13 protein-coding genes and 1 pseudogene are annotated in these 12,092 nt (G+C 37.2%); 13 read left to right on the top strand and 1 reads right to left on the bottom strand.

Annotation, left to right across the window (positions count from 1 at the left end):
• Nucleotides 1-215 precede the first annotated feature (215 nt).
• The 7 genes and pseudogenes from ACFVSH_RS02945 (at nucleotide 216) to ACFVSH_RS02975 (ending at nucleotide 5,148) form a co-directional block, all read left to right on the top strand.
• Nucleotides 216-1,055 (top strand): annotated as a pseudogene (locus tag ACFVSH_RS02945) (manganese catalase).
• 249 nt (nucleotides 1,056-1,304) lie between these two features.
• Nucleotides 1,305-1,427, top strand: coding sequence for a hypothetical protein (locus ACFVSH_RS02950; RefSeq protein WP_387704806.1), 123 nt, complete (start codon nucleotides 1,305-1,307; stop codon nucleotides 1,425-1,427).
• Nucleotides 1,428-1,513: 86 nt separating this feature from the next.
• Nucleotides 1,514-2,281 carry an arylamine N-acetyltransferase family protein gene (locus ACFVSH_RS02955; RefSeq protein ID WP_387597092.1) on the top strand — a complete coding sequence of 256 codons (768 nt, stop codon included), beginning with the start codon at nucleotides 1,514-1,516 and terminating at the stop codon, nucleotides 2,279-2,281.
• A 221-nt stretch (nucleotides 2,282-2,502) separates the two neighbouring features.
• Nucleotides 2,503-3,120: a hypothetical protein gene (locus ACFVSH_RS02960; protein ID WP_387597089.1), complete on the top strand. Its 618-nt coding sequence runs from the start codon at nucleotides 2,503-2,505 to the stop codon at nucleotides 3,118-3,120.
• Nucleotides 3,121-3,474: 354 nt separating this feature from the next.
• On the top strand, nucleotides 3,475-3,618 hold the full coding sequence (locus tag ACFVSH_RS02965) for an anti-repressor SinI family protein (protein WP_387597086.1): 144 nt from the start codon (nucleotides 3,475-3,477) through the stop codon (nucleotides 3,616-3,618).
• 216 nt (nucleotides 3,619-3,834) lie between these two features.
• Entirely contained in the window at nucleotides 3,835-4,404 is a 570-nt protein-coding gene (locus ACFVSH_RS02970) for a YdhK family protein (protein WP_387704808.1), read from the top strand.
• 195 nt (nucleotides 4,405-4,599) lie between these two features.
• A complete protein-coding gene (locus ACFVSH_RS02975; RefSeq protein WP_387704844.1) occupies nucleotides 4,600-5,148 on the top strand; it encodes a GNAT family N-acetyltransferase in 549 nt (182 codons plus the stop codon).
• 335 nt (nucleotides 5,149-5,483) lie between these two features.
• Here the strand turns inward: ACFVSH_RS02975 and ACFVSH_RS02980 are convergent, their stop codons facing one another.
• On the bottom strand, nucleotides 5,484-6,320 hold the full coding sequence (locus ACFVSH_RS02980; protein ID WP_387597080.1) for an RMD1 family protein: 837 nt from the start codon (nucleotides 6,318-6,320) through the stop codon (nucleotides 5,484-5,486).
• A 459-nt stretch (nucleotides 6,321-6,779) separates the two neighbouring features.
• Here ACFVSH_RS02980 and ACFVSH_RS02985 point away from each other — a divergent pair, with 459 nt between their 5' ends.
• The 6 genes from ACFVSH_RS02985 (at nucleotide 6,780) to ACFVSH_RS03010 (ending at nucleotide 11,989) form a co-directional block, all read left to right on the top strand.
• Complete coding sequence (locus ACFVSH_RS02985) at nucleotides 6,780-7,964, top strand: glycosyltransferase family 4 protein (protein ID WP_387597077.1); 1,185 nt, start codon at nucleotides 6,780-6,782, stop codon at nucleotides 7,962-7,964.
• Nucleotides 7,965-7,984: 20 nt separating this feature from the next.
• Nucleotides 7,985-8,308 carry a hypothetical protein gene (locus tag ACFVSH_RS02990; RefSeq protein ID WP_387597074.1) on the top strand — a complete coding sequence of 108 codons (324 nt, stop codon included), beginning with the start codon at nucleotides 7,985-7,987 and terminating at the stop codon, nucleotides 8,306-8,308.
• A gap of 37 nt (nucleotides 8,309-8,345) precedes the next feature.
• Complete coding sequence (locus ACFVSH_RS02995) at nucleotides 8,346-10,136, top strand: glycosyltransferase family protein (protein WP_387704810.1); 1,791 nt, start codon at nucleotides 8,346-8,348, stop codon at nucleotides 10,134-10,136.
• Nucleotides 10,137-10,406: 270 nt separating this feature from the next.
• Nucleotides 10,407-10,892, top strand: coding sequence for a PaaI family thioesterase (locus ACFVSH_RS03000; RefSeq protein WP_387597068.1), 486 nt, complete (start codon nucleotides 10,407-10,409; stop codon nucleotides 10,890-10,892).
• A 225-nt stretch (nucleotides 10,893-11,117) separates the two neighbouring features.
• On the top strand, nucleotides 11,118-11,573 hold the full coding sequence (locus ACFVSH_RS03005) for a LytTR family DNA-binding domain-containing protein (RefSeq protein WP_214743187.1): 456 nt from the start codon (nucleotides 11,118-11,120) through the stop codon (nucleotides 11,571-11,573).
• Nucleotides 11,573-11,989 (top strand): DUF3021 domain-containing protein, encoded by a 417-nt coding sequence (locus tag ACFVSH_RS03010; protein ID WP_387704812.1) that lies wholly within the window; start codon nucleotides 11,573-11,575, stop codon nucleotides 11,987-11,989. The genes ACFVSH_RS03005 and ACFVSH_RS03010 overlap by 1 nt, the downstream gene beginning before the upstream one ends.
• Nucleotides 11,990-12,092: the final 103 nt, after the last annotated feature.

Consider the following 12,092-nt stretch of genomic DNA (forward strand, 5'->3'; position numbering starts at 1 on the left):
AAAGTTATAGACAGGTATATGGATCTTTTTAAATCTTATTAGTGATCCATTCATAATCCTAAAATAATCCTTGGATTTTTAGTTCAATGATCATTGTTGATTGCATGTAAATTTTTTCTAATTACTGTTCGTTATAACTGGATTCATGTTTCTAGCATGGGCAGGCGGGTAATAAAAACCTAGAAAGTCAACTATTAATAAAAGGAGGAGTTAATATGTTCCGTCTTCAAAAAGAATTGCAATTTGAAGTTAAGGTAGAGTGGCCAGATCAATGCTTGCACGTCAAATTCAGGAAGTGTTAGGTGGACTGTTTGGGGAAATGACTGTCATGATGCAATATCTTTTTCAAGGCTTTAACTGCCGTGGAGAAGAAAAATACAAGGATATGCTGATGGATAGTGGTACAGAGGAAATTGGACATGTAGAGATGCTTTGTTCGCTCATTAGTCAATTACTTGATGGCGCTTCTCCGGAAGATCAGGCATAAGCTGCAAAAGATCCTGCCACAGCAGCGATCATGGATGGAATTAATCCCTAGTATTTGCTCGTAAGCGGACTTGGCGGACTGCCAACCAACTCAAATGGGGTGCCTTGGAACGGATCTTATATTGTAGCGAGGGGAAATCTATTAGCGGACATGCGATCGAATCTCCATGCTGAAAGCCAAGGACGCCTTCAAGTGGCCCGCTTATACCATATGACCAAAGATGAAGGGGTCCGTGCTACTTTCCGTAAAATGTTAGCCCGTGATCGTTACCACCAATATCAATGGATGGCGGCCATTGCAGAACTTGAAGAAAAAAATGGCGTAGTCGTTCCCGCTTCATTCCCACTGGAAGCGGAAATGGAATCTCAATCGGAAGCGTACGAATTCTGGAACTTGTCAGAAGGTAAAAGGAGACGGCCTTTGGGCAACAGGAAGCGCTCCAGATGGTACGGGAGATTTTGTTTATGTTGCTGAACCAGTTGCAAAGGGGCAGATTCCTAACCCTAAGGTTCCAGCAGCACAATTGCATCATGACTTGGATAGAAGTCAATCACTTAATAAAAGGTAATGGAAGCTTTTCAAAAAAGGCTCGATGGCCCCTAAAGGGACATCGGTTTTTTTATGTTAACAAAATCTGATTATTTGCGTGTGGGTATGTTTTGGAGTAGCATAGTTTCCATCTTCAAGACAACTTTATTAAAGGATGGTCACTACTTTAAATATAAGAAGAGTGACAAATGAAAGCAGTAGGTGAGTAAAAATTGCTATCTAAAGATTTTTCCAAGCCCACCCTGGAAAAGGTAGAATATTAATTAAGGTGAAAGTTTTTGCGATAAGTAGAACGGATATTATTTCACGAGTAGGGAAATCCGGTTATATGGCCAATCCAATATTGGTGAATGAAGTGTCTGGGGAAGTGGTGGAGCTAATGGCAGAATGATTGAAGAATGAAATATGGACAAAGTATAATGAATATATACAAAGTCGAGATACTCTTCGTCGGTATCTGTCTAAGGGGGAATCTTAATGAATGAACTGAATGCATTATTCAGGAAAAGAATAGGGCTCCAGGAAGATGTGAAACTGACATTTGAGAAATTAGATGAAATGCTGGAAAAGACAGCGAAAACCATTCCTTTTGAAAACTTATCGATCATGGCATCCCATCTGAGTGATATTAATAAAACGAATATCAGGAACAAAGTCCTCGTGAGGAATGAGGGTGGATTATGCTATGAATTGAATGCAGCCCTTTATTTTTTCCTGAAGGAGAATGACTTTGATGTATTCTTGGTACGGGGTGTCATCTATAATCAGGGGTGGATGACCATAGGAAGGACCCATGTCACCATTTTATTGAACCATGAGGGGAGAACCTATTTGATCGATACGGGTTTTGGCGGGAACCTGCCTTTAAAACCAGTTCCGTTGAACGCAGAAACGGTCGTTTCCCAAAATGGTGAATTCAGGATAAAAAAAGAAAGTACCGACCATGGAGATCATATCCTTGAATTGAAACTGAAACATAAGGATCGCGATTGGAGAATAGGGTATGCTTTTGATTCTTCAAAACCGGTAGAAAATGTAACGGAACTTAATGAGGTCCAAACGATCATCAGGGAAAATCCCCAATCGCCATTTAATAAACATCCATTAATCACCCGTTTGACAAACAGCGGGAACATCACTTTAACTGATACATCCTTTACACAGTGGGAAGATGGGAAAGTGACGAAAGAAGAAATAGATGGAACACGATTTAAAGAGTTAATGAAACAGCACTTCGATAGATAATGGATAAAAAGACTGAATATCTAAGGCGTCCATACCAAAAGACTGTCCATTCCCGACAGTCTTTTTTATGAATACCGGCAGCCAGGCTGCGGAAAGGAAGCGAAATTCGTAAAAACGTAGACAAACTCGCTTTTTTCGAATTTGCCTACAGTCTAAATAATCCATTACAGAAGTTTTTACAATTTATTCAATAAATTTGAATTCAGTGGGGTGAGAAGGATATGGAGAGGAAGAATCGATTGGTTTTTACTAGATCGAATGCAGCTGCTAAACGAGAATTCGATGAAGCGATCACCATTTTGGAATATAGCGTAATGCTCGTTGAACTCTTTGGATTAGAAGAGTTCAACAATATAATTGCCGGACAGTTAAGGTTGATTTTATGTGAAACGAAAAATACGCGCATTAAGCGGGAAAAGGTCACGATTGACCAATCCTTAATAAAGAAAATCAATCCTAACCCGAAATTATATCCCATTAAAGACTCCATTCAAATGAGCAATGTTCATATCACGGAAGACCTCTTCGATTATACTAAACAGAGGATTGAACTTAAGCTTTGGAGAAATCAAATTATCTATAAAACCGACATTGAAGGGGAAATCCAGGAAATTAAAATCATTGATTTTATTAAGGAAACAGCTAATAAGATTGGCGGTGCGCAAGCTATATCAAGTTTCCCTAATAAGTCCATTATTTCGGATGGACATACCAAAATCATGTTAATAGGTATAGCGAAAGGGTTATTCAAATCCATAGGCAGGGATTATAAAAAACATGCCTCCATGAACCTTTCGCATATCATGCAAAAAATCGAACAATCAACTTTGGGAGACTAGACATAAGAAGGACTTTTGACCAAGTCCTTCTTGCTTGATTACCAGGCAATATCCGGAAGGATTGATCACCTCAAATACCCTCTATATCCATCTCATCTCTTTTTACCTCTGTTAAACTACGCGAGAGCATGCTGTTCACTTTTATTATGAAATAATTAAGGTTATTAATATAGAAGAATGGGGAATTCCCTGATTACAAACAAACATGGGGGCCTTATGGTAAATGTAAAGACTTATTAAATTTACACTAAAATGCAGCTATGGATGATTGAGTTAATTTATAATGATATTCCGAATATAGTTTTACACATTATTGGAAAAATAGACTAAAAATAAAAAGAAAGAGATGATGATATGAAGGATTTTGATGGAAACCTTCCTGACGAATGGCTGGAATTAGTCACATTGGCAATGAAATCAAATATTACAAAAGAGCAATTCAAAAAGTTTTTGCAAGAAAAGTCGAATAGCAATAAAAGTAAAGATTGTGGTGGCTAAATAGAATTCTGTTCAGCCAAAAAAAGGTGATTTTTCTATCTGCGGGAATGGTTCTTCTTTTTTCAGACCTTTAATATTAACGCCATCAGGTTCAATTCAGGCAAGACTATTGCAAAAAAATGTATGGGGCACCATTACTTTTTTCACGAGTCACTCCATATTTTCTGCATATTTAATTGGTAAGATGGATGCAATCATAAAGGAGGTTTACTCAATATGAAAAAAAGAACAAAATTGCCTATCATCCTATCATTATTGGCAGCGCTGTTTTTAATCCTTGGCGCATGTTCCAACAGCGATGATAAAAACAAAGAGGATAAAGAAGAAATGGGACATAGTGAAATGGATATGAACCATTCTAGCTCGGGTGATGTTCCTGAAGAATTAAAAGCTGCAGAAAAACCAACATATGAAGTTGGAAGTCAAGCGATTATCAAATCAGGTCATATGGAAGGCATGAGGGGGGCTGAAGCAACAATAGTGGGTGCATTTGATACGACTGCTTATGCCATTTCGTATACGCCTGCAAATGGCGAGGAAAAAGTGGAAAATCATAAATGGATCATACAAGAAGAAATCAAAGATGCAGGAGAGAAGACGTATGAACCCGGAGCGAAGGTCACAGTAAATGCTTCTCATATGGAAGGGATGAACGGGACAGTCGCTGAAGTTGAATCTGCTGAAAAAACGACTGTTTATATGGTCGATTATACACCGACTACGGGGGGAGAAAAAGTAAAGAACCATAAATGGGTAACGGAAAGTGAATTATCGGCATCTGAATGATTTAACATCATGATTTGCAAAACCGAAGAAGAAAATAAGCCTTGGTTATCCTTAATGGTCCTTTTTTACCAGGAACGTTTTTTAAAAAGGTTGTAATCAACTCGCTTTTCTTCGAGTTTTTCTACAGTCTGAAGGAATGGCAAACAAGCCATTCCTTTTTTTGTGAATAAACATTTTTGAAAATTATTGTTTGTAGTGGATTGTAAAACTTTAGTATCTGTTAATATGGATTTATCAAAATGTGAAAAATGGGGTGCAAATATGTTGACTGGATTAACCATTAGGCCTTTTATCGAAAATGACTATGAGGCGCTGAGCAACTATTGTTTACCTATAGAACAAGCAATCTATACTTCCTTACCTTTGAAAGTTATCGAAGACTTCAGAAAGGATAAATATAACCTTCCCATGGTCATTTATTTAGATGAGGAGTTGATCGGCTGTTTTGCCTTATATACGGATAAAGCGGGAAATCAATATACAAGTAATAAGAATGCGGTTCTTCTTAAATCATTCTCCTTGGATTTGCGCCATCAAAAAAAGGGGCTGGCTTTTAAGACTTTAAAAGTGTTGCCTGAGATGATCAAACTAAGTCATCCAGATAAAAATGAGATTATACTAACAGTGCATCATTCGAATGTTCCAGCGATAAATTTATATAAAAAAGCTGAATTCGTTGACAAAGGATACAGATTTAACGGGGAAGAAGGGGAGGAATTTATTTTCCATTTTGCTCTGGATTAAGTGAGCTTTAGATAACTTCCGGAATATATAGAGGGCAGTGGAACGTGTTGGCAACCCCGGGGGAGTATGATAGAAAAAAACGTTCTCCCATAAGAGGTAAACGATAGGGGGATCAATCATTATTAGAGGCATAAAGGAGATGCAAATCCCAAAAAGTACCTAGTCCCCGGTATGGAAGGAATTTAATTAAACTTCCATATACAGTAACTTAAAAATGAAAGAGTGGTTAAACGCAAAATAAGCATCTTAATGATGCTTATTTTTTGAAAGTTCTCCATCCAACCTCCCATGCAGGAAAATTTTCACCATTGATATGGATACGACATGTTCAGAATTCATGGTATCCATCCTACAATTTCTAAAATCGTCAGAACAATCTCAAAGACAATGAGAATCACAATGATCCATTCAACGAATAGTCCCCTGATCGAATGGCTGATGTTAGAAAACCCATCCATAATGTTATATAAAATTTCGGTTTTACTTTTCAAGATTTTATACCGATCATTCAATTCAAAAAAATTAAGCATTCTGTCATAAAATTCGCCGGCAATACTGCTTGTCCATGTAATATCAGGTTTATCCAGAATCATGATATACGCTAGGGTATTGTACTCGTGACGAACGATTTTTGCCGTCGTCCTCGCTAATTCCTTGTTGCCGATTCTTAGCTTGCCTTTTTCCAGCCGGTCTATCATGGCTTCGAGCTTGTCGTGGATTTTTCCGAGTTGTTCCTCTGTTTTTTCAAGTGCCACCGATTTTGCGAGAATGGTGGAAATTAATTCAGGATAGAAAAATTCATATTTAGGCACAACTACATATTCGTCTGTCAAATTGATGTTTTCAGTTTCACTGAAGTGAAGGCTGTAATCGTCTGTATATCTGTCTACATTAACGAGATCAATGTCCGGCTCGAAAGAATGGATAAAGGATGAAAACTCCTTAATCTCATCCGCGTGTGAGTAATTAATGAAGACAATGCTGCCAAAGGAGAAAACCAGCACCTGTTGCGATTCGTCCACATTTTTATTAAGGATGGAACTTAGAATATCGCCTTTAAGGATTAAAGGCTCTTCCCAGGTGAATTTTTTAGGAATGCCGCAATGAATGGCGATTTTGTTCAAATCAATTTCATTAGTGATTGCACATGCTTTAAAGGTAATGGGTTCCATCAATATCACTCTCTTCAGCAAATTGGTCTTTTTTCGATTCTATTCTATTCTTACAAAAACATGCTTGAATAATTCTTGAAGGTAGAAAAAGGTACTGATTGGTCCCTGGACCAAATAAATTCCATTAAGGATATGATGAGCTTTTGATTTTATGCTATACACTCCCAAGTCCTATTAACAGACTTAAATATAATAGTTTATATGTAAGAGGGCGATTATACGAATGCTGATCCTTCCGGTTATGTCATTACTGAAATTTAACAAAAATATATAAAAGTTCATGAAAACTTTACTTATATTTACAGAATTCTCATATTGATGTCGATATTCAGTAATACATGTTTGTTATAATCGATTGACGGTTTTAAAAGTGATTGGAAAAGGGTCTTCTAAAAATCCTTCATTTACAGATGAGTAGCAGGCTGATTGAAGATGACTGAATAGTAGGAGTGAACAAAAATGGAGGAATCTATAAATCTATATGAGCTTACATTTAGTGAAAAAGATAGATATGTAATCATTACCAATGCTTATCCGCATGAAGATCAGTTATATCGGAATGGGTTTATCCATCGAAGAGTCAAGGCTTATCTGGATGAGGGTTTGAAGGTCGATGTCTTTGTTTTGCATCCTGCCTATAAAAAAGCAGAAAAGTATACGTATGAAGATGTGCCTGTTTATCGAGGAACTGAACAGCATCTGCGCATTTTCTTAAATCATAAAGTACATAAAAAAGCGCTCATTCATTTTGTTAATCCAAAAATGGTACAAGCGATAAAAGATACGAACACAGATTTACCGATTATCACCTGGATACATGGATTTGAAACGGAGGCATGGCATAGGAGATGGTTTAATTTTCTTGAAAGCCCTGAAAGCTTGAGGAAGATACTTGAAATGTCGGAAGACTATTATATAGAACAGCTTTCTTTTATGAATTGGTTTTATCAAACGAATGAATTGGATACAACCTTTGTTCATATTTCCAAATGGTTCAAAGAACATATTGCGGAATGTGACGCAAGAACGGAATCGAAAAATTCAGTAATCATTCCTAATGTAATAGATGACAATCTGTTTACCTTTATGGAAAAGCCCGTTGAAAAGCGGACAAAAGTCCTTTCAATCAGGCCATACGCTTCACGAAAATACGCCAATGATTTATCGGTGAAAGCGGTGCTGGAACTATCGAAGAGACCATACTTCGATAAGTTGGAATTTGGATTTTATGGTGATGGGAAATTGTTCGATCAAACCGTTGAGCCAATCCTGGATTTTGAGAATGTAACGATTCATAAAGGTTTCCTCTCTCAGGAGCAAATCGCTGCATTACATAAGGAGTATGGAATTTTCCTTTGCCCGACCCGTTTGGATTCTCAAGGTGTTTCAATGTGCGAGGCCATGTCCAGTGGGCTAGTGCCGATTTCAACAGATATCACGGCAATTCCGGAATTCGTTAAACACGACGTTTCTGGCCTTCTTACAAAACCTGAGTCCCCTATCGATATTGCGGATGCAATAGAGCGCTTATATTACAACTCGGACGTATTTTTAAGAGTGTCAAAACAAGCTTCTCAGTCGATTCGTGAAAAATGCGCGGTAGATGTTGTTATTAAAAGAGAATTGGAGATTATCCAAGGTTAAATGAGGGGAGTTTTTTCAATATGGACGAACGAAACGAATATTGGAAAACTATGTATGAGGAACTTGAATTACAAATGAAAGACATGATGTCCATGACATTGGAGCTCATAGAGGCAAGTGGCACTGAAAAGCAAAAAATAATTGAGAATATGACAAAAGAAAATAATAGGCTGCGGGAAGAATTAGAAAAAGGTAAGATGGCCCAAAAAGAAAATATTAAGCTTAACAAAGAAATGCGAAGACTTAAGTTATTAGAACACAAATTCAACGTTACATATGCAGGGAAATTCACGCTAAAATATCTTGCGCTTAAATCATCTATTAAAGAGCAAATAAAAAAATAAAAATTCATACCAGATTTCAGTCATTGGAGTGAAAACTTTGAATTCACATGAACTAGTTGAAAACAGAAAAATGAAGGTGCTTCTATTTGGCTTTATTGACATGAATTCAATGGATGGATCTGCAGTATTTTTATCTTCCTTAGCATCGACCATTGCTTTAGATTCCAACATCGAAGTTGACTTGCTTTTAGCTAGCCCGGTCAAACGTGATATCCTAATTCAGCCTCTTGAGAAATTTGATAATATAACCATTCTCAATCCTTTTGTTGATCCTTTTTTTAGGGCCACCGATGATGAGTGGGTAAAAAAAGGTGTCATTGATTTTGATATAGCTGAAATGCTCATTTCAAATTATTGGAGTCAAAAGGAATATGATTGGCTATTTGTAAGAAGCATTGAGACTGTTGAAAAAATAGCAAAGCATGAGCATATCATAAAGAATACATTAGTTTATGCTACAGGCTTGACTCACATAGGTCAGGATGTTAATGAAGAAAAATTTGAGAGCATCAAAAATATATATGATCAGTGTGCGTATTTCTTATGTCAAACAGAAGAGATGTGCGATTTTGTCATTGAGATTCTTAATTTGAATAAAGAAAAAAACAAAGTTTCCCTGCTTACGCCGATGATACCAAACGTTGAATCAGCAGAAGGGCAGACCCGGTTAAAAAACAAACTTGTATATACAGGGAAATTCGACCCGGACTGGAAGACCATTCCCATCATTACTGCTTTTAAAGAATTAAAACGTGAGATTCCGAATCTGTCACTTGATGTAGCGGGGGATAAATTCAAATGGGTTAAAGATGATTCTCATTTTAAGGAAGAAGCTGCATACCTCCTTAAAAATACAGATGGGCTTACATGGTACGGGGCATTGACAAGGGAGAATGCCCAACAATTAATCGTGAACAGTGATATTGGGATAACCTGGAGAAGTGAGGAAATGGACAGCAGTCTGGAACTGTCCACAAAGCTATTGGAGTATGGGATCTTAAGGAAGGCTGTAATAATGAATCCAACTGAAATGCATATAAAGCTTTTTGGCGAAGATTACCCGTTATATGCTGTTACAGAGAAGGATTTCCGTGAAGCTGTCAAATTAGCGCTATGTAATAAGGATATATATGAGTTTGCTGCGCAACGAATGTATCAAGTTAGCAGGCAGTTTTTATTTTCGGAAGCCATAAAAAAACTGCAAGGTCTATTATGGAGCAAACGTATTACAGATTATGTGAATGAAAGCTCGGATATGTTTTATATTGATGAAGATGATTTTGATGAACTGAATAAGCTTGCACCATCAAAAAAAGTGAAAAAATTGCCTGCAGAGTTTAATGGTGACGAAGTTTTTACCTATATTGTCAAAAACATACCTGAAGAAATAAAACGAGTTGAAAAACTGTCTAAACTGTCTGGGTATGGTCAAATCACTTCAATGGAAAAATCCGGATGTTATACATTTCTCCACATCCATAAAAGTTATGGAAACTTTGAACAAAATTTTCAAAATAACATGCCATATTTAAAAACGATAGGGTTTGAAACCTATGGCAATCCTAAATTAAAACCAAAAGATGTGGAAGTTTCAATGAAAGAACAGGCAATTGTCGATAATAAAAACAATGAATTTAAAGTGAAAAATAAAGAATTGGTTAAAGAAGTGAAGCAATTAAAAAAACTAAACACAGTTCAGCTTAAACAAATTACTAAGCTGGAAAAACAAAACCTAGCACTTGGGCGTAAATATGATTCACTTTCGAAGTCGAAAATGGGTAAAATGACATTCAAGTATTGGGATTTAAGAAAAAGGCTTAACTTTTAATAATGCAATGGCAGATACTTCTTAACTATATATTAGTCAAAGGAAAGCTCCTGAATGCTGCACGCATACAGGGGCCTTTGTCATTTATATCGAGTAAAGGAGCCCTTGCAAACTTTTTATGTATGTTGTCGATTTCCTCAGTATGTATAAAGCTGCGTCATTTTACTATTTCATGAAAATTAAAACTAAAACACTACTCTTTCACCATTTACCTAATAGACCGATTATCCTTTAGTAGTGTTATAATATTCTGAAAAAGGGGGAGAGTTGATGGAGGAGAATATGCCAAAAGCGATTCAAGATGATTATCCAGATGAATTTGCATGGTGTTATGGATGTGGTCGGTTAAATAAAGATGGTCATCATTTTCGAACGGGTTGGCAAGGCGAACAAACAAAGACAATTTATACACCACGTCCAGAGCATATCGCAATTCCAGGATTTGTTTATGGCGGCTTGATTGCATCGTTAATTGATTGTCATGGAACAGGTTCAGCTGCACTGGCAATGCATCGTAAAAATGGGCATGAAGTTGGAGATGGAGTGGAGCCTCCCAGGTTCGTGACCGCTTCACTTAAAGTGGAGTTTGTAAAGCCAACCCCAAATGATGTGCCATTAATGGCAGTTGGGAAAATTCATGAGATTCATCCTAAGAAATGGAGAATCGAAACAGAGGTATTTGCGATCGATAAACTTTGCGCCCGAGGCGAGGTTGTCGCCGTGGTGATGCCAAGTACGTTTACAAGCAAAGAGTGATCGAACTCTTGGAAAAGGTCATTAAATAAGCTAATTAATATGAACGCAATCAAAAGGGAATTAAGATTTTGCAAAGGGCCGTCCAATTATTTGGACGGTTATTTAGTGTATCTGTGTATCCATTTCAAGCATGTTATCGCTATAAAGCGGCATGTAGCTGGAAATCACAAACGAAATATCAAAGATATTAATATACTTACATTATAAGTAAAGGGAGGCCGCAGAATGAAAATAAACGTAGAGATAGATGAGGAGATCAAGGCGATAGAGGTGCTTATCCGCAATCATGAATGGAATGAGGAAGTGCAGGAACTGATGGAGCGCTTGAAGGAGAGGAAAAGACCGTATTTTGTTGGTAGAAAAGAAGAAATGCAGCATGTCTTCCGGGCAGAAGAAATTATCTGTTTGTTCACAGAGCAAGATTCCATAATGGTGCGGACGAAACAGGGTACTTTCGAAATGAAAGAAAGGTTATATGAACTGGAAAGGGACCTTCCTGGTAATCAATTCGTGCGTTTGTCCAAGTCAGTGATTGCAAATTTGGATGAGTTAAGCAGATTCGAGGCATCTTTCAACGGTACCTTATGTGTGTATTTCCGATCAGGGGAAAAAGAATATGTTTCTCGCCATTATGTTCAAGGGATCAAGAAAGCATTTCAATGGAAAAGGAAGGGATTATGATGAAAACACTATTATTCCGTAGCTTTGCTGGGATTTGCCTTGGGGCACTCGTGATGGTGCTGACGTGTTTTGGAGTGATCGCTTTTGGGGAGGTCACAGCATTAGACAGTGAAATATTTGTAAAAAACGCGATAGGCTGCTTATGCTGTGGCTGGTTCTTCAGCACGGCAACAATCATCTTTGAAAATGAAAAATGGAGTTTATTATCTCAAACCATTCTGCACTTCCTGACTGTCAGCATCCTTTACTTCCTATTATCCTTTTTTGTTGGGTGGATTTCATTCAGCTTAAAAGGATTAGCTATAGGAATTGGGATTTTTATACCATTCTATATGATCATTTGGATCATTTTCTATCTATATTTCCGTCATCAAGTGAAGATATTGAATGATGGACTTGATAAAAGAGAGAATTGAGGGAGGATTGATCAGTTAGAGAGGTGTAAAGCTGAACCGCAAGAAAATAAAGGCATTTTCGTATAACCCGCCGGCTTCATGATGCTTCATGAACTGCAGTATG

It is taken from the genome of Peribacillus sp. NPDC058002, assembly GCF_042886655.1.
GTDB classification, from domain to species: domain Bacteria; phylum Bacillota; class Bacilli; order Bacillales; family DSM-1321; genus Peribacillus; species Peribacillus aracenensis.